General features: G+C 44.4%; 18 protein-coding genes. 3 read left to right on the plus strand and 15 right to left on the minus strand.

Annotated features, from left to right (window positions below; translation table 11 throughout):
- The 10 genes from ACJMLT_RS06845 to rlmD form a co-directional block, all read right to left on the minus strand.
- Positions 1-800, minus strand: an 800-nt coding sequence (locus tag ACJMLT_RS06845) for a radical SAM protein (protein ID WP_405728508.1), incomplete at its 3' end; no start/stop codon positions are given.
- Positions 801-910: 110 nt separating this feature from the next.
- Entirely contained in the window at positions 911-2455 is a 1545-nt protein-coding gene (locus tag ACJMLT_RS06850) for an alanine/glycine:cation symporter family protein (RefSeq protein WP_405728511.1), read from the minus strand.
- A 39-nt stretch (positions 2456-2494) separates the two neighbouring features.
- Entirely contained in the window at positions 2495-3481 is a 987-nt protein-coding gene (locus ACJMLT_RS06855; protein WP_405728514.1) for a substrate-binding domain-containing protein, read from the minus strand.
- 9 nt (positions 3482-3490) lie between these two features.
- A complete protein-coding gene (locus ACJMLT_RS06860) occupies positions 3491-4135 on the minus strand; it encodes a hypothetical protein (RefSeq protein WP_405728517.1) in 645 nt (214 codons plus the stop codon).
- A complete protein-coding gene (locus ACJMLT_RS06865; RefSeq protein ID WP_405728520.1) occupies positions 4125-5852 on the minus strand; it encodes a cache domain-containing sensor histidine kinase in 1728 nt (575 codons plus the stop codon). Before ACJMLT_RS06865 ends, ACJMLT_RS06860 begins: the two co-directional genes overlap by 11 nt.
- Positions 5842-6957: a helix-turn-helix domain-containing protein gene (locus tag ACJMLT_RS06870; protein WP_405728523.1), complete on the minus strand. Its 1116-nt coding sequence runs from the start codon at positions 6955-6957 to the stop codon at positions 5842-5844. The genes ACJMLT_RS06865 and ACJMLT_RS06870 overlap by 11 nt, the downstream gene beginning before the upstream one ends.
- Positions 6958-6984: 27 nt before the next feature.
- Positions 6985-7440, minus strand: coding sequence for a response regulator (locus ACJMLT_RS06875; RefSeq protein ID WP_405728526.1), 456 nt, complete (start codon positions 7438-7440; stop codon positions 6985-6987).
- Between the two features lie 329 nt (positions 7441-7769).
- The gene (locus ACJMLT_RS06880; RefSeq protein WP_405728529.1) at positions 7770-9053 is read right to left on the minus strand and encodes a galactokinase; all 1284 of its coding nucleotides are present in this window, start codon (positions 9051-9053) and stop codon (positions 7770-7772) included.
- 15 nt (positions 9054-9068) lie between these two features.
- Entirely contained in the window at positions 9069-10517 is a 1449-nt protein-coding gene (melB, locus tag ACJMLT_RS06885) for a melibiose:sodium transporter MelB (protein ID WP_405728532.1), read from the minus strand.
- Between the two features lie 232 nt (positions 10518-10749).
- Positions 10750-12129 carry a 23S rRNA (uracil(1939)-C(5))-methyltransferase RlmD gene (rlmD, locus tag ACJMLT_RS06890; RefSeq protein WP_405728535.1) on the minus strand — a complete coding sequence of 460 codons (1380 nt, stop codon included), beginning with the start codon at positions 12127-12129 and terminating at the stop codon, positions 10750-10752.
- 137 nt (positions 12130-12266) lie between these two features.
- On the opposite strand from rlmD, the gene ACJMLT_RS06895 reads away from it, so the two are divergent.
- The gene (locus ACJMLT_RS06895) at positions 12267-12740 is read left to right on the plus strand and encodes a S1 RNA-binding domain-containing protein (protein ID WP_405728538.1); all 474 of its coding nucleotides are present in this window, start codon (positions 12267-12269) and stop codon (positions 12738-12740) included.
- 85 nt (positions 12741-12825) lie between these two features.
- Positions 12826-13131: a hypothetical protein gene (locus tag ACJMLT_RS06900; protein ID WP_405728540.1), complete on the plus strand. Its 306-nt coding sequence runs from the start codon at positions 12826-12828 to the stop codon at positions 13129-13131.
- Between the two features lie 75 nt (positions 13132-13206).
- Here the strand turns inward: ACJMLT_RS06900 and ACJMLT_RS06905 are convergent, their stop codons facing one another.
- The 4 genes from ACJMLT_RS06905 to ACJMLT_RS06920 form a co-directional block, all read right to left on the minus strand.
- A complete protein-coding gene (locus ACJMLT_RS06905; RefSeq protein ID WP_405728543.1) occupies positions 13207-13887 on the minus strand; it encodes a phosphoribosylaminoimidazolesuccinocarboxamide synthase in 681 nt (226 codons plus the stop codon).
- 292 nt (positions 13888-14179) lie between these two features.
- Entirely contained in the window at positions 14180-14512 is a 333-nt protein-coding gene (gene rsfS / locus ACJMLT_RS06910) for a ribosome silencing factor (protein ID WP_405728546.1), read from the minus strand.
- A gap of 15 nt (positions 14513-14527) precedes the next feature.
- On the minus strand, positions 14528-15766 hold the full coding sequence (gene nadD, locus ACJMLT_RS06915) for a nicotinate-nucleotide adenylyltransferase (protein ID WP_405728549.1): 1239 nt from the start codon (positions 15764-15766) through the stop codon (positions 14528-14530).
- A 90-nt stretch (positions 15767-15856) separates the two neighbouring features.
- Positions 15857-16156 carry a YhbY family RNA-binding protein gene (locus tag ACJMLT_RS06920; RefSeq protein WP_405728552.1) on the minus strand — a complete coding sequence of 100 codons (300 nt, stop codon included), beginning with the start codon at positions 16154-16156 and terminating at the stop codon, positions 15857-15859.
- Between the two features lie 206 nt (positions 16157-16362).
- On the opposite strand from ACJMLT_RS06920, the gene ACJMLT_RS06925 reads away from it, so the two are divergent.
- Positions 16363-16914, plus strand: coding sequence for a cupin domain-containing protein (locus tag ACJMLT_RS06925; RefSeq protein WP_405728555.1), 552 nt, complete (start codon positions 16363-16365; stop codon positions 16912-16914).
- Between the two features lie 46 nt (positions 16915-16960).
- Here ACJMLT_RS06925 and ACJMLT_RS06930 read toward each other — a convergent pair.
- A partial coding sequence (locus tag ACJMLT_RS06930; RefSeq protein WP_405728558.1) for a dipeptidase occupies positions 16961-17927 on the minus strand: 967 nt, incomplete at its 5' end.

Consider the following 17927-nt stretch of genomic DNA (forward strand, 5'->3'; position numbering starts at 1 on the left):
TTCCAGATATTGTTGTTATTCAGATGCAGTTCCGCACAGTTCATAAAATCCACGCCTGTTGCCAGAATCTTATCTTTTTTCTGCATGAATGCTTCGAAATATTCCGGGGTCATGGGTGTTTCGATGCCCACATATTTGATATATTTCTTCGCTGTGGCAATGGCTTCGATGACCTTATCGGAAGCATTGGTTGCCCCCAGATTGAAGCGCAGTTCATCCAGCCCTGCTTCCCCCAGTGCTTTCAGATTTTCTTCCGTTGCCAGGGTGCCGTTGGTATACATATGCTGATGGATGCCTGCTTCGTGGAATTTTTTGATGACACCATAGTATTTTTCAATTTCCATGAAGGGTTCCAGATACACATAGGAAATACCAGTAGGTTTTTCCTGAATGGAAAGCAGCAGATCCAGATCTCTTTCATAGAATTTTGTACCACCGATCTCCCACAGACCTTCGCCGATGGGCATACAATCTTCCAGTTCGCCGTAGTTATAGCAGAATTTGCACTGGATATTGCATTTATTTGTTTTGCGGATGGCAGTCAGACCAGTACCTGTCATGCAGGAACGGCAGCCCTTGGCAAATTTTTCTTCGGGACCCACAAAATAGGTTCTGCCATTGACAGATTTCAGACCTTTGATGTCTGCCATCAGTTTTTCATTTCTTGCATCGATGGCATCTTCAATCTGTGCAAAAGTGGCGTAAACCAATTCCATCTGTTTGGGCATCAGTTCTTCCTCTTCAGGCAGCTGCGCGAAGAAAGAAAACCACATCAGTGCATCTTTTTTCGAAATTTTCATATTATCTCCTTTCTTGGGACTCTGTCCCAAACCCTGCAAGGGGAATGATTCCCCTTGACCCCCATTTGCAAAATCATATACATGATTTTGCGATATATATTCAAATACATTTACTTATTTTCTTTCGTTTTATCATCCCAATACTGGCAGTCATCTCTGCCGATCACTTCAGATGTAAACGGTGTACCGTCATTCTTTTCATAATGCTTTGCAGCACGAAGTACATATTTTGCTCCAACATAAACGATAGGTACGTTGAAGAACACGATCAGAATATTGCCCAGATCGGAGAAGGCCCACAGGTTGCCCAGTTCCAGCCCCGCAATATTACACAGGATACCGAAAGCCGCTACTGCCAGACCAACGATACGCACCCCTGTGATAAACCCTTTATCCCTACGGATACGGTTGGCCGCGATTTCAGAGAAGCTGATCATACCCAGCAGGCAGGTATAAGCAAACAGACAGAAGCACAGAGTAATGACAAAGGTCACCACTGCGTTGAAAGATGTACCCGGAGTCAGCGCCGCCAGAGATTCTGTAAATTTCGGCAGCTTGTCCATTTCCGCCCAGGCCGCTGCATTGGGGCCATCCCAGCAATGTGCCATAACCACCACAAAACCGGACAATGTACAGATGATCATCGTATCCAGAAAAACACCGATGGCAGACAGCAGCCCCTGTTCACAGGGATGCTTTGCATCCGCCGCCGCTGCGGACATGGTAATGGTACCCTGACCGGCTTCATTGGACATCAGGCCGCGTTTTACACCCTGTGCCAGAACCGTACCAAACATACCGCCAAATACTGCCTCGGGCTGGAATGCACCACCAAATACCGTCTGGAAGAAATAAGGAACTGCATGAAGGTTCAGAAGGATCAGCACCAGAACCGTTGCCACATACAGCACTGCCATCACAGGAACCATCTTGTCTGTCCATTTTGTTACTTTTCTGATGCCGCCAAAGACAGCGAAGAACGTCAGCACGATGGTCACCGCCCCAACGATATAGTAAAATGTGGAATCTGTAGCGATAGAAGAACCTGTTACGATCTCTGCCATTCTGCCTACGGAAGAAACCACGTTGAAGCCCTGGGCAGGCAGGCAGCACAGCGCATACAATATGTACAATAAGGACAGGAATACACCGACAAACCCTTTGTTCCCCAAAAGTTTTCTGCCGTAAAATGGCAGACCGCCGACAAATTCATCATCCTTCTTTTCTTTAAAAATCTGCGCCAGAACCGCTTCCATATAGGCAACCGCCATACCGAAAAAGGCGGATACCCACATCCAGAATACCGCGCCGGGACCGCCTACGGCAATGGCACCCGTTACCCCAAGGATATTCCCGGGGCCTACACGCATGGCAGAAGAAAGAAGAAAGGCCGCCAGCGGAGAAATCCCTGTGTCAATCGTTCTTTTTTCCGTCATGATCGAAAGACCTTTTCGGAAACCTCTCACCTGCACAAAGCCCAGACGAAAGCTGAAATACAGCCCTGAGCCCAGCAGCAGGATGATCGCAAAAGAAAAATTTCCTAACACAGGAATGGATGCATACCATTCAAAATTCGTCGGGAAATCCCAAAGAAAATCGGACAAAGGCCCGATAAAGGAGAAGATCCCGTTAATGGACTGAAATATTTCCTGCATATATTTTACCTACTTTCCCATATACTTTCAAAAATCAACTTACTGGCTGATCACATAAGGTTTACTGTACCATACCTTATCGAAATCCTTTGTCTGTCCTTTTAAGATACCATCCAAAAGATCACAGATATATGCTACCTGTTCCTCCATACCGTTATCAACGGTTCTGTAGATCTGATCAGGGCCTGTTTTTTCATTCATTTCCACGCTGTTGTTGATTCCGATGATAAAGGGAGGTTCCTGTCCCTTTTCTTCGTAATAATCATAAATACCAAGGGCCATTTCGTCATTATTACAAACGACTGCCTCCACATTTCTGATGATCTCCTGATCCAGTGCAGCAAATTTTTCATAGGCAAGAGCCCTTTGCCACGCTGCAGACAGATTTGCCAGCTGATTCATGCTGATATCCCGGCTGCTTTCCAGAAAACCATGAGTACGGCGCACCGCATCGAAATGGGCCATTTCCCCCTCCACCAGCACATAGTCCAGCTGATCGTTTCCGTTGCGGTCGATTTCTCCGCGCTGTTTCTGCCACACTTTTGTGATCATATCCCCCTGCATGGCACCGGCAGATTTTGCATCCGTCCCCACATACCAGATATGCTCGGCAATGGACAGATCCTTCGCATAAGTCTCTCTGTTGAACAGGATCACAGGGATCCCCAGTTCCGCTGTTTCGTTTAAGATATTTGCAGCCGAAGACTGTTTGACCAGATTGATCAGCAGTACATCAAAATTCTGAGAACACATATACTGCAGCTGCTTTTCCTGACGTTTCAGGCTGTTTTCCGCATCAAAGATCTCATAAAGCACTTTTTTGCCGGAAAAATCATAGGCATCGATGGACTCCTGCAGATGTTCCACATAGTCCTTCATAAAAGTATCGTTCATATTATAGACTGCAATGCCGACATGGGTATATTCATTTTTCTGCTGGGGCACGATCCATGCACCGATGGTTCCCGCCAATACTCCCAGCAGAACAAACCATATGAAATCATATTTCAATACTCTTCTTTTCATATCTCTCACCTACTCTACCAGCAGTGCATCTATTTCTCCATTTGCAATGGTTGCCCCATCTACTTTCTGATACTCCATACAGATATCGCTCAGGCTGCCGGTACGGTCATACTGCTGTACCATCTCCATGCTGCGATAGCCCTGTTCATAGGTGTTTTTCAGATAAATATAGGCATCCTGCTCTTCTGTCAGCCGCTGAACCACGGCAGCAGACACAGGCAGTGTATACACCCATTCTCCGTTTCCTTCAAAGGTTGCTGTATACAAAAACTGTTCTTCCATAGTATCTGTGATTGCCAGCACATTGCCGTAATCATAAACTTCTTCTGCATCCGGAGTCATATATGCTTCCGGAGATACCAGCAAAATGCCGATGGCACGATTTTTCACCTCGGCGGAAACCAGTTCTTTCAGTTCTTCCGAAGACAGGCTCTCCCGATACCAGACATCCAGAACGATATCGTGATTCATTGCATAATCTCTGATGCCGTCCATCACACCGGAACGTCCCTTGGCTTCTGTCCGCGGCAGAACTACCGCCACCATATTCTTTTTTTCTGCATTCGTCCTGTGAATAATATATTGCGTTGCAGACATGGCTGCAATAAAAATCACGATCAGCAGCAGAAAATGCTTCCCGTTCCTATTTTTCATCTATTTCCTCCAGCTTTGGAATGGTTATCGTTGCGGTAGTTCCTTCGTCCAGTTCGCTTGTGATCGAAATGCCGTATTCCTCACCATAAATCAGCTTGATCCTTTCGCTCACATTGCGGACACCAATACCGGAACCCCGTTTACTGGAAACCACTTTGTTATTCATAATATAATCGATCTTTTCTGCCGTCATACCAAGGCCGTTATCTGCTACCTCGATATGGATGACATCCTCTTTCTCATAGACATTGATATGGATCTCACCGTCTTCAAACATCCCCTCCATACCATGATAGATGGCATTTTCCAGCAGAGGCTGGATAGACAGTTTCGGACAGAGATACTTCAGCAATGTCTCATCCGCATGCACGCAGAATTCAAATTTATCCTTAAACCGAATATTCTGGATGGCAAGATAGCTGGTGGCATGTTCCAGTTCCTTTTCCAGAGGGATCATATCTTTCCCCTGACTGAGAGACGTACGGAAAAATTTTGCCAGCAGAGACACCATCTCTTCCGCCCCCTTATATTCTCCGCTCTGGATCATCCAGATGATGGAATCCAGCGTATTATACAGGAAATGGGGATTGATCTGAGACTGCAGCAGTTTCTTTTCCATTTTCCGCTTTTCTCTTTCATTATTACGGATCTCGTCCATCTGTTTCTGCAGCCTGTCTGCCATACGGTTAAACTGTTCGCTCAGAACCTTCAGTTCCCCGATCCCGTCTTCGCTGGCTTTCACCTGATAATTGCCCTTCCCGAATTCTTTCATGGTACGCATCAGCTGATATACCGGATCCGTAATGTTTCGGAACAGCAGGATATCCAGTACGATCAAAGCGATGCCCACCAGAAGCAGCATCAGCCATGCCATATAATAAATGCTCAGGTTTTCCGCCCGAATATTGGCCAGAGAATTCACGACGATGATTTTCCAGCCGGTATATCCGATCTGTTGTTTCTCGATCACCCATTTGGCATCCTCATATATTTTCACCAGATAATTTTCACATTCCGGCAAAAATTCCATTGTCTTCTCTTCATAGAGATCAGACTGGATCGCCTTCATAAAGGGATGGTAGATCAGCTGATTCTTTTCATCCAGCAGATAGCAATATTCTGTTTTTTTGTTCCGATACGCATTTAAGATCGTTTCCACCGGATCCGTATAATACTGCACCCGCAGCACCCCGGACTTCATGGTTCCCTGATCCACATATTCTATGTGTCGGCTAACCGGGAAGGCATGTTTCATCGTATCTGCAAAAACAAGTTCCTTGGAACCGAAATATACGATCTCGATGGACTCTGTTGCCTCTGCAAACCAATCAGCCCCCGACGCAGGCATATCGGACATATTTTCAGAATGCCAGATGCAGTTTCCGTCCACATCATACAGGCTGATACCGTGGACACGATCCGGCGCACTCTGTATCACATCATTTAAAGCATCCGAAAATGCATCGCTATGAAAATCATGGCTTCTTATGTTTTGATAATAGATCGCATTTGTAAAATCATTGATCTCTTCGATTTCCCTTTCAATGCCCTGTGCCATTGCAGTCTTCTGTTTTCCGATCTCGCCAACGGCTTCTTCTACGAAATAGCCGGAAAGGAAATGGGAAAACATGACCATACAGCTGATCATACACAGCACAATGGAGATCGACATGATCAGTGGGAACAAAATGCGAATACTCAGCGTTTTATTGCCCATTTTTTGTTTCCTCAAGTTTTCTATATTTTACGGGAGAAACCCCGCAGTTTTTCTTAAATACATAACTGAAATAGTTAGGTTCGGGATAGCCCACCATTTCGCCGATCACATGGCTTTTGTAATCGGTCTTATCCAGCAGTTTTTTGGCTTCTTCCATTCTGCGGTTGATCAGATAGTTCAGGAAAGTCTGTCCGGTTTCCTGCTTGAACACCTTGGAGAAAAAAGAAGAGCTGACATGCAGTTCTCTGCACACGGTTTCCACCGACAGCGCCGGATCCCCGAAACGCTCCTCAACGATTTTTTTCGCATTTTCCGCCAGAATCACATTATTATCCACCTGTTTTTTCTGAATCAGCCCGCGGATCTTCTGACAATAATCCATCAGCCAGTTATCCAGTTCTTCCCCTGTATTCAAAGACAGGATCTTCACTGCCATTTTCTTGGAATCCACAAATTCCTCTGCGGAAGGGATCTGATATTTTTTATACAGACGGGAAATGGTAAACAGAATTTCCAAAATCACGATCTGATATTCATTCAGCGTATAATGGGCAGACTGCAACTTGTGCAGCAGTTCCTCCACCTCTGCTTTCAGTTCCTCTTCGGAACAGTGAGTGATGATCTTTTCCAGTGCCTCCACCTCAACAGACCAGTCGTTTTCTTCTTTCTGCAGCGGCAGCACGTCTTTATAGTAGGTGTAACATTCTTCTTTAATCACCAGATTATAGTCCAGCGCTTCCAGAGACTGGGAATACAAAGAAGGCAGGGTATCTATACTTCTGCCGCAGGAACTGATCCCGCAGGAAATCCCTATATAAAAAATACGCTCGATCATCACAGAGGCTTCTTCTATGCTTCTTGTAATTCGTTCGATATCATGTTTTCTGTTATTGCACAACAAAAAGACCTCTTTGTCTATCATAGCAAATTTATATACCGTAGCAATTTTTCCAAAAGTTTCCTGAATCATTTCCTTGATGGACAATGCGGATAATACGTCTCCCGAATCCGTTTCCCGTATTTTCACAGTAACGATATAAAAGGCGTCATATTCAAAATCCAATTTCAGATTTCTGGTCTGCTGCTCACGATAATGTTCTTCCATGGGTTCTGTCACCAGCTGCGTCAGAAACTACTGTCTCAGCAAAGGCAGGCTGGCCGCATAAACATTTTCCAAACGGACACGGTTGATCTTTTCGTCATATTCTTTTTCCAATTCCTGATGCATATTGACCAGCAGTTTTTTCATCTCATCATAATTGATCGGTTTCATGATATATTCTGAAACCCCATAACTGATGGCCATTCTGGCATATTCAAAATCATCCCACCCGGAAAACAGAATGATCTTGGTATTCATATAATTATCATGGATCGTTTTGGCCAGTTCCAGCCCATCCATAAAGGGCATCTTGATATCACTGATCAGCAGATCCGGATGATGGTCTTCGATCAGTTCCAGAGCTTCTTTCCCATTCTGGGCTGTGCCTACCACTTCGAATCCCAGTTCTTCCCAAGCGATCCCTTTTTTCATCCCAAAGAGGATCTGCTGCTCATCATCAACTAAAATAATACTAAACGTTCTCATCTATATCACCTGCAACCTTCTCCGGGGGTCTTCAGAGAAATACCTAAAAAAAATTCTACCTTCTTAAATTGTAACATCAAACCTCTTTTTATTAAATCCTTTTTCGCTGTTACAGAGATGATTTTTTCTATCCTTTACATAGAAAATGCTTTTTCAGCCCTGAAAACAACATTTTCCTGCCGTTCACCGATTCATTTTCTGTTTTTCCCAAAAAAAGACTGAGAAAAAAGTCTCTTATCCCGCATCAAACTTTTTTCTCAGTCTCTGATATCAAAATATTATTTAAACAATAAGTAAGGAGTATCTATGAAATTCTCTTTTCAGGGAGATCAGATTACCTGATAGCCACCTACAGAACGAATATTCAGAATGTAGCAGCAGCCTTCACCAAACAGGGATTCCATACCTTCCTGGTATTCCGCAACCAGATCGTTGGGTACGAATGCCTGAATTGTACCTGCAAAGCCACCACCATGAACTCTGAAGGAACCTCTTTCTTCCAGAATCCTTTTGCTCACCATCAGACCCAGAGGGATACCCTGTTCTGCAGGTTTTTTTGTGGAGTACAGGTTCTGCAGCAGTTCTGCAGAGGATCTGCCGGAAATGCGAACCAGTCTCAGGAATTTTTCGAAGTCTTTTGCATCCAGTGCTTTTACTTCTTCCATAACTCTTGCATTGTCGCCATAGAAGTGTGCCGCTCTCAGGATCGCTCTGTCTGTGCAGACAGCTCTCAGTGTTGCCAGAGAACTGAAGAATCTTTCTTCTTCTACTTCTCTCAGCACTTTTTTACCGAACTGTGCTGCTACAAATTTCATTTCGGAAGGAACAGATACATAATCATCTGTCAGATCTGCATGGCTGCCTTTTGTGTCTGTGATGATCAGTTTCAGATTGCCTTCTTCGAAATCACATTCATGCTTTTCGATGATGGGGTTCATGGTATCTTCGAAGTCGATGAATACGAAACCACCTACGGAAGAAACCATCTGGTCCATCAGACCGCATTCTTTACCGAAATATTTGTTTTCTGCAAACTGGCCCATTTTCGCAATTTTCACTGCGCCTGCTTTGCCTTCGTTGTAGTGTCTGTCGATGATGTTACCCAGCAGTACTTCAAATGCTGCAGAGGAAGACAGGCCGCTGCCGGACAGTACCTGAGATGTAACAAAAGCATTGAAACCGCCAACTTTTACACCCATATCAGCAAACTGTGCAACCATACCTCTGATCAGCGCACCTGTTGTACCCTTTTCTTCGGGACGAATGTGCAGGTTGTCCAGTTCGATATGTTCCAGTTCATAGCCTGCAGACTGCAGACGAATCACGTTTTCTTCGTGGAAAGATACGATTGCGATCGCATCCAGGTTTACTGCTGCAGCCAGCACACAGCCATGCTGATGGTCTGTGTGGTTGCCGCATACTTCTGTTCTGCCGGGCGCGGAGAAAACGGAAATTTCTTCGCTGCCGGGGAACAATGTTTCAAAATTCTTTACTGCCTGGATATAACGCTCTTTCTGCGCCTGAATCATTTTTTCATTTTTACCATACAGTTTTACGAATGTATCGTCTAATTCACCAGAAATAATTGCTGTGATCAATTCCTTGCTATTCATAAAATTACCTCTTTCTTAGCTAAGGCTGTTCTGTACCTGTAATTTCTGCATTGCCTTTGTTTCGTTTTCAGATTCAGGCTGTTCTACAGGTTCTGCGCCTGTGATTTTTGCTACAACTTTTTTCATAAAGTCTTCGTCCAGTCTATATCTTTTCTTAAATACTACGTATGCCAGAGCAATACCGATGATAGGAACCAGACACATCAGTACACGGATAGAGTTCTGTGTTGCCAGAGACTGTACTGTGTTAGGAACGTAGTCTGTCAGTTCCAGTACATAACCGATGGACAGTGCTGTCAGAGCGGATGTGAATTTTACAGTCAGAGTCTGCAGAGAGAATACAACGCCTTCGTTTCTTTTACCCATTGTATATTCGCCGTAGTCTACTACGTCTGCCAGGAATACTGTTGCGCAGCCCAGTTCCAGACCTGTACCCAGTTTTACGATGATACCTGCGATTGCAGTCAGAACGATGTTTGTAGGGCAAACGATACCAACGATCAGCAGCAGGATCAGGCCGATGGGAGGCAGTGCGCAGGACAGGAAGAATGCATTCTTTCTGGACAGCATTTTTGTTACTTTAGGGAACAGCACCAGACCTACCAGTTCAGCTACAGAAGCACTGATCATGAATGCGGACAGCATGCTTGCATTGTTGCATACATAGTTGAAGTAGTATGTAGCAACACCCATGATGAACTGTGTACCAACGTTATACAGCAGGATCAGCAGTACGGCCCATCTCAGCTGGTCATTTTTCTTAATTACTGTGAAGATATCTTTGAATTTCAGTCTGTCTTTTTTATCAGTTTCCTGCTGTACTTTAGGCAGGTTTACAACGCAAACGCCGATTGTGAAAATAAATGCTGCAGCGATGAACAGTGCGAATCTGTGATAACCAACATAGCCGCCGCCGAAACCTTTGATGATCTGAACACCGAAACCGGCAATGATCAGAGAGTTACCGATGCTGGCAAAAATTCTGGGCATTACAGACAGTTTTTCACGTTCGTTAGGGTCAGATGTCAGGTTGGGGATGATAGACCAGTAAGGAATATCCATGATTGTATAAGTCATACCCCAAAGGATATATACTGCAGTAACGTATACACACAACGCTGTGCCGGACAGATTCAGATCTGTAAATACTGCAATAAATACAAATGCGTTGATCACTGTACCGATTACCAGCCAGGGAACAAATTTACCCCAACGGCTTCTTGTGTTGTCAACGATCATACCCATGATCAGGTCATTGAATGCGTCCCACAGTTTTGCAACGAAAAACATTGTACCGATATATGCAGGAGATACCTGAACGATATCAGTAAAATAAATCATAGAGAAGGTAGCGATCATGCCGTAGATCAGATCTTTACCCAGCGCACCGAATGCGAAAGTATATTTTACTCTACCCGGTACTTTTCCTTGGTATACCACACCACTTTTTTTGTTTGTGTCCATTATGACTCCCTCCAATTTTACTTTTGTTTCACACTTTTTTACGTTTTTCTACGTTTTCTTTCACACGCTCTTCGCGTTCGTCGTTTTTTTACTGTAATTGGAGTTTATCATTTTACATTGGTGAAGAACATTTGATATTCTATTCAAAAAATATAAAATTCTATTCTAAATATATACTTTTTTCAATTTTTACTATTTTACTATGTTATTTTCGCTCAAAAATACCCATTTTTTATCTAGGATTCTCATCATTTTGACGTATTAAATGAACAATTGTCTCTACATGGACGGTGCGGGGAAACATATCCATCAGTTTGACTTTCTCTACACGGTAGCCTTCCTGCTGGAAAATTTCCAGATCTCTTGCCAGAGAAGTGGGCTTACAGGAAACATAAACGATCTCCGGTGCGCCAAAATCGATGATCTTCCCGATGGCTTTGGGATGGATGCCATCTCTGGGTGGATCTACGATGATCAGATCAGGCTTGTCCTCCAGTTCATCCACCATTTTCAGCACGTCACCGGCAATGAATGTGCAGTTTTCCAGACCGTTGCGTTTTGCATTTTCATTGGCTGCAACCACCGCTTCTTCGATCAGTTCGATACCGACTACCTTTTTAGAGCCGGCTTCCGCCATGATCTGACCAATGGTGCCTGTGCCGCAGTACAGGTCAAATACCATTTTATTTTCTACATCGCCGGCAAATTCTTTTACAATAGAATACAGTTTTTCTGCGCCGGCAGTATTTGTCTGGAAGAAGGAGTATACGGAAACCTTGAATTCCAGATCAAAGAGTTTTTCCATAAAATAGTCTCTGCCATACAACAGGTGCATTTCGTCACTCTGCACTGTATCCGCCAGACCGTCATTCACAGAATGGAGGATACCGCAGAAACTGCCTTCCAGTTCCAGAGAAAGCAGCATATCTTTGAATTCTTCCACAGAGAAACCTATTTCAGAGGAAGTGACCAGATTCACCAGAATTTCCCCTGTTGCCGCACCTTTTCTGACTACCAGATGACGCAGACAGCCGTCATGGCGAGCTTTATGGTAGAAGGGAACCTTTCTTTCCTGAAAAAAGGCCAGTGCACCTTCTATGATCTTCAGATAATCTTTGTCAATGATGTTACAGTCCTTCAGTGTAACAACTTCATAATAACTCATGCGTTTACGCATGCCCAGCGCCAGCGCACCGTCCTTTTCCTCGTCACCAAAGGAAAACTCGCATTTATTGCGGTAGCCTGTTTCGGAGGGGGCAGGTTCGATGCCTTCCCAGCTGCCGATCTTGATATTGGCATTTTCCAGCAGACGTTTTACCTGTCTTTCCTTCAGTTTCAGTTCTTCTTCATGTTTCATTGTCTGATATGTGCAGCCGCCGCACAGAGGATAATGAGAACACATGCCTTCCGTTCTTTCCAGAGGGGATCTTTCCACCACTTCCAGCAGTTTCGCCTCTACCAGATTCGGTTTTTTCTTAAATACCTGCGCCTGTACTTTCTGACCGGGCACAGTATCTCTTATCGTTACTCTTTCCCCTTCAAACTCTCCATAAGCCTTGTTGGGAAAATTTACATCCTGAATTTCCAGGGTAATAATGTCTTTCTTCTTCATAGATGCCTCCGTATGTATTAGAATTTTATTTGTATTCCCTATCGTAATATGATATAATAATTGCTGTTCGCAGTAAAAGACATCGCTGCGGCCGCAATCATAAATCATAATCATATTGAACAGGAGTGTATACAGGAATGTCTGAAAAATTAGAAGTAGGCAGTATCGTAGAAGGTAAGGTTGTCCGTGTGAAACCCTTTGGTGCTATCGTTTCCCTTGGCAAAGTGCAGGGTCTGGTGCACATTTCTCAGGTAGCCAACAGCTTCGTTCAGGATATCAACGACCATGTAAAGGTTGACGATGTTGTAAAAGTAAAGATCCTTTCCATCGACGAAGAAAGCAATAAGATCGCCCTTTCCATCAGAGAGGCCATGCCCAAGGAAGAACGTCGTCCCAAAAACGACAAGCCTTTCAACAAGCAGCCCCGCAGACAGAATTTTAACAAAGACAATAACGAACAGGGCTCTTCCAATCCCGCTCAGGAATATTTCCGTCCCCATTCTTCCGTAAATGCGTCCTCTGATTTCGAAGACAAAATGAAAGAATGGATGAAACAGGCCAACGATCGTCAGACCAGCCTGAACAAAAGAGCCAATAAACGTTCTTATTGATTCCTGCCATACAATTTTTTATTTTACCATGAAAATGGCTTAACTGCAACAAAATCAAGCCATACCGAAAGGAGGAACAAACGCTGTGAGTCCGTTTATGAGTGTCTCTTTTTTAGCAAGCATTTATTTCTTTGCCAGAGGCGTTTTTGCCCTCTTCGGCCAGACAACGTTTTATACCGGACGCCATCTGGAACATATTGACGAAAGCGACCTGTCTGCATATCTGAAACAGATTGGTATTGCGCACACTGCCGTTGGCGTTGTGTTCCTGGCAAAGGCGCTTCTGAATGTGCTCTGCCCTTACAGCAGACCCGTTCTGTACGTCTTTCTGCTGGCTTTGCTGGTTTGCGTTTATTTCATCAGTAAAATCGACAACAAATATAAAAAATAAGAGTCCAAATGGGCTCTTTTTTTGCAAAAGAAAGAGGGAGTGTTTTCACTCTCCCTTTTTATGTTTGATTTGATATCAGCCGTTGATGATTTTTGTCAGTGTTACGGGATCAACGTATTCGCCGTCTTTGTAAACACGCATGTTACCGGAAGCGATTTCATCGATCAGGATAACTTCGTCGTTGTTGAAGCCGAATTCGTATTTGATGTCATACAGATCCAGACCCAGTTTTGCCAGTTCAGCTGCTACGATTTTTGTGATTGCCAGTGTCTGTGCTTTCATGCTGTCGTACATTTCTTCGGACATAACACCCAGAACAGCCAGAGCGTCTTTTGTTACCAGAGGATCGCCCAGAGCGTCGTTTTTGAATGTTGTTTCTACATAGCCGCCTTCGATTGCAGTACCGTCAGCCATGTATTCGCCGTAACGACGGATGAAGGAACCTGTTGCTTTCAGTCTGCAGATAACTTCCAGACCATGACCGAATACTGTTGCAGGCAGTACTTCCATTGTAGCGTTATCCAGATCAGCGGAAACATAATGTGTTTTGATACCAGCTTCTTTCAGGATTTCAAAGAATTTGATGGATGTTTCCAGGTTTGCTTTACCGATGCCGTCGATTGTCAGACCTACAGAGTTTTCACCGGGATCGAATACGCCGTCTTTGCCTGTGCAGTCATCTTTGAATTTCAGCAGCACATTGCCGTTTTCCAGTTTGTAAACGTCTTTTGTCTTGCCCTGATAAATCTTTTCCATTATTGTTTCCGTCCTTTCTTATTGTAAAACACGTTTTTGTGAATAAAACCCTCATAAAAATGATTGTCCTAATAAATTAAATTTACTGCAAAATCCAATCACATTCAAGTATTTTTTGTCCCTTGTCAAAAATCTTGTCAGATTCAGCAGCTGAGCCCCCTGTGGGACAATTTTTTTTACATTCTCACTCGATAAAACTATCATTTTGCATCAAAAAAGCCCTCTGATGAGGGCTTTCTTTTATTACATTTCAACTATTTGTTTTTCCTATTTTTGTTATAAAAAACACTTATTACAGGCTGGGTGCATCGCCCCATACATGGTCCAGACCATAGAATTCTCTGTCTTCTCTGTTGAACAGATGTACCAGCAGATTGCCAAAGTCCAGCAGGATCCATGTGCCGCCGCTATAACCTTCAGAGTGGTGCAGCTTGATGCCTTCCTTGAACAGTTTCTGTTCCACTTCATCTGCCATTGCGCGCAGCTGGTTCACATTTTTACCGCTGGCGATCACAAAGCAGTCCGCAATATTGCTGAGGCCCTGCAGATTCAGAACCTTGATGTCTTCGCCCAGTTTATCTTCAATGGCTGCCTGTGCAACCTTTGCAGCTTCCAATGCATTCATTCCAAATATTCCTCCTTACAGATTTTTATAGTATTCCATTGCCTCCAGAGACAGGGGATGCAGCAGTCTGCCCCTTGCCTTCACGTACTCAATGGTATTTTCCAGAATATACGCCATTGCCTTATCCAGATCCAGATATGCCAGACGTCTTGCTTCATCCAGACCGCCGAATTTTTCACGGTTAGGTTCAATATAGTCCGCAATGAAAACGATTTTTTCCAGCAGGGACATATTGGGTCGGCCTGTGGTATGGTAACGGATGGCATTCAGCACATCTTCATCCATGACCTGATATTCCCTCTTGGCTACTTCCGCACCCAGGAAAGGATGGATCAGATCTGTCTGTTTATTCATGATCTCGTCTGTTTTTACTTTATATTCCTTACAGAAACGCAGTCTCATGCTTTCGGGATAATCCTTTGCACAGTCATGCAGCAGGCCTGCAACTCGAGCCTTCTGCTGATCCTGAGCTGTGCCATAGATCTCCGCCAGTTTCACTGCTTCTTCCGCAACGCCCATGGTATGGATATAGCGTTTTACAGAAATCGCAGACTGCAGTTTTTCCTGCATAGTAGAAATAGGCAGCATAAATTTCACCTCTTCTGTTGTATCATCCTGATACAGTCCGAACTTATGGATATAATCTTCTACTTCCTGGGGAAGCAGATATTTGATGGGTTCTCCCTTTCTTTCCCTTTTGCGGATATCGGAGGAAGAAATGGCCAGTGCCGGCACCTCCATATAATGGATACGGCTGGCATATTTTTCTCTGATCTCGCCGATATCTTCGAACAGCTTGGCTCTGTCATAACCGGGACGTGTTACCGCCACAAAGTCGCAGAGGGTCAGCAGTCTTTCCGGATGCTTCCATGTCATGATCTGATGGATGGCATCGGCACCGGTGATGAAATACAGACGTACATCCGGTCTGCAGATCCTTTTCAGTTCCTCGATGGTATCGATCGTATAGGTCGCACCGGGACGGTCGATCTCGATACGGGAAACTTCGAAATTTTCATTTCGCATGGTGGCCAGAACCGTCATCAGATAGCGATGCTCATTATGGGTCACCTTTTTATTGGCTTTATGGGCAGGCTGACCGGCAGGCATAAAAACCACGCGGTCTACTTTAAATCTATGGCGTACCGCTTCCGCCGTCACCAGATGCCCGTTGTGGATCGGGTCAAAGGTACCGCCCATGATAGCAATACTTTTACAATCCTTAAAATTGGCAATTTCATTTCTCATTTTCATACCTTCTTTCCCCCATTTTCGCTTTGGCAAAGCAATCTATGGGGCTGCAATCTGTTTTGCCGGCCACAGCCGCGCAAAACGCTCCGCATCTTATTTCTTTGCTGGAGGCAGTTCGATCACGGGTTTCTTCGCTGCTTTATACAGAACGAATTTGTTACCGATCACCTGTACCACTTCTGCGCCTGTTCTGCTTGCCAGCATTTCAGCAGCTTCTCTTGCACCCAGCATATTGTTGTCCAGAACGCTGATCTTCACCAGTTCTCTTGCTTCCAGTGCGTTGTACACAGTATCTCTCAATTCGGGTGTTACACCGTTTTTACCTACCTGAAAAATTGCGTCGATTCCGTTTGCCATCCCACGCAGGAATGCTCTCTGTTTGCTTGTTAACATAATCTTCTCCTTTTGCATATTCTTTCTCAATATAATCTTTCCTATCATAGCACAAGAACCTTGACTTTGCAACGAAAACAGGGAAAATCCTCTATTTTTGCTCCGCCTTTCCGCCTTCTTTTTTCTTGAGAAAAAAGTGGTTGTTCCTTTTCTGCAAAAATGATAAAATAATTTTATATAATCAAGATTGGACGAGAGGTGAGGACATGGAATTATTGATCGGAGCAAAACTGAAACAGCTGCGTACAGAAAAAAAACTGAGCATCGCCGAACTTTCCCGTCTTTCCGATGTCAGCACCGGACTGATCAGTCAGATCGAGCGTGATCTTGTGGTGCCTTCCGTCACCAGTTTATGGAGGCTGGCGCAGGCACTGGATACCAATATCAACTATTTCTTTCACGAAGAAACCAAAGAAGAACAGATCATTACCCGCAAAGGGGAACATCACACCATCGTGATGCATAATGACAGCAGCTTTTATAAACTGCTGCATCCCAACAGGGATGACCGCATGCTGGATATGATGATCATCACCCTGAAATGCGGACACACCTATGACAAAAAACCCATCGAACATGAAGGGCAAGAATGTGGCTATGTGCTGAAAGGAACCCTGACGGTTTATCTCAACGGCAGGGATTATGTGTTGCACGAAGGGGACAGTATCTATTTTGACAGTTCCCTGCCCCATAAATACATCAATAATGGCGATAAAGATTGTGTTTCCGTCTGGGCCATGACACCAAAATTTTTCTAAAGCACAAAAATACCCGATAGCAAAAATGCTATCGGGTTTTCTTTTTTTATCCCATGATATTTTCAATCAGGTTCAGCCAGTTTTTGTGGCTGATCAATTCCAGATCCTTCTCTGTAAAGCCGGCTTTTCTCATTTTTTCCAGCATAACAGGTACTTTGGAGCAGTCTTCCATACCTTTCAGCAGGGAGTCATCCTGATCGCTGTAGCTTGCCATGAAGTCCGTACTCAGGAATTCAAAGAAATCGAAGCCGAAGCCCAGATGTTCCACGCCGATTTTTTCTGCGATATAAGATGCATGTCTCACCAGACCGTCCACATCCTGTTCTGCTTTGATATCACTGACAAAATCATTGAAGGCATTCAGTCCCACCAGACCATTGGTATCTCTGATGGCCCTCAGCTGGTCATCTGTCAGGTTTCTTGCGGCCCCTGCCAGTACTTTGGCATTGGAATGGGAAGCCAGAATGGGAGCCGTTGTCTGATCCATCACATCCCAGAAAGATTTTTCATTCAAATGGGATACATCCAGAATCATTTTCTTATCCTGAATCAATCGGATGGCCTTTTTCCCCAGTTCTGTCACACCTCTGTCAGGCGTGCCTTTCACGCCGGTTGCCAGCGCGTTTTCCTCATTCCATGTCAGCATGGCGTGGCGGCAGCCGATATCATACAGCCCGTGGATACGGTCGATCTCTTCCCCAATCCCTGCCAGACCTTCCAGCCCCAGCAGCATGGCAATTTTACCATCTTTTTTCGCTTCTAAAATTTCTGCAGTATTATGTACCAGAACGAATTCTTCTGTTTCCGCCATCTCATCCTGCATATTTCTGATGATAGCGTCCATTTCTTTCTCGGGATCTTCGCCATTAAATGTATCTGCCCAGATTACGAAACAGCCTCCTGTGATACCGCCTTTCTGCAGTCTTTCCAGATGGCGGTTTTTCAACACCTGTGTTTCGCCTGCTTCTCTTTTATAGCGAACGTCACTGAAAATATCACTGTGTCCGTCAAAA

Source organism: Anaerotignum sp. (assembly GCF_045122575.1).
Lineage (GTDB): Bacteria > Bacillota > Clostridia > Lachnospirales > Anaerotignaceae > Anaerotignum_A.

Coding starts and splice junctions, on each gene's coding strand:
- ACJMLT_RS06850 (WP_405728511.1), bottom strand. CDS start 2,455: ATGCAGGAAATATTTCAGTCCATTAACGGGATCTTCTCCTTTATCGGG.
- ACJMLT_RS06855 (WP_405728514.1), bottom strand. CDS start 3,481: ATGAAAAGAAGAGTATTGAAATATGATTTCATATGGTTTGTTCTGCTG.
- ACJMLT_RS06860 (WP_405728517.1), bottom strand. CDS start 4,135: ATGAAAAATAGGAACGGGAAGCATTTTCTGCTGCTGATCGTGATTTTT.
- ACJMLT_RS06865 (WP_405728520.1), bottom strand. CDS start 5,852: ATGGGCAATAAAACGCTGAGTATTCGCATTTTGTTCCCACTGATCATG.
- ACJMLT_RS06870 (WP_405728523.1), bottom strand. CDS start 6,957: ATGGAAGAACATTATCGTGAGCAGCAGACCAGAAATCTGAAATTGGAT.
- ACJMLT_RS06875 (WP_405728526.1), bottom strand. CDS start 7,440: ATGAGAACGTTTAGTATTATTTTAGTTGATGATGAGCAGCAGATCCTC.
- ACJMLT_RS06880 (WP_405728529.1), bottom strand. CDS start 9,053: ATGAATAGCAAGGAATTGATCACAGCAATTATTTCTGGTGAATTAGAC.
- melB (WP_405728532.1), bottom strand. CDS start 10,517: ATGGACACAAACAAAAAAAGTGGTGTGGTATACCAAGGAAAAGTACCG.
- rlmD (WP_405728535.1), bottom strand. CDS start 12,129: ATGAAGAAGAAAGACATTATTACCCTGGAAATTCAGGATGTAAATTTT.
- ACJMLT_RS06895 (WP_405728538.1), top strand. CDS start 12,267: ATGTCTGAAAAATTAGAAGTAGGCAGTATCGTAGAAGGTAAGGTTGTC.
- ACJMLT_RS06905 (WP_405728543.1), bottom strand. CDS start 13,887: ATGGAAAAGATTTATCAGGGCAAGACAAAAGACGTTTACAAACTGGAA.
- rsfS (WP_405728546.1), bottom strand. CDS start 14,512: ATGAATGCATTGGAAGCTGCAAAGGTTGCACAGGCAGCCATTGAAGAT.
- nadD (WP_405728549.1), bottom strand. CDS start 15,766: ATGAAAATGAGAAATGAAATTGCCAATTTTAAGGATTGTAAAAGTATT.
- ACJMLT_RS06920 (WP_405728552.1), bottom strand. CDS start 16,156: ATGTTAACAAGCAAACAGAGAGCATTCCTGCGTGGGATGGCAAACGGA.
- ACJMLT_RS06925 (WP_405728555.1), top strand. CDS start 16,363: ATGGAATTATTGATCGGAGCAAAACTGAAACAGCTGCGTACAGAAAAA.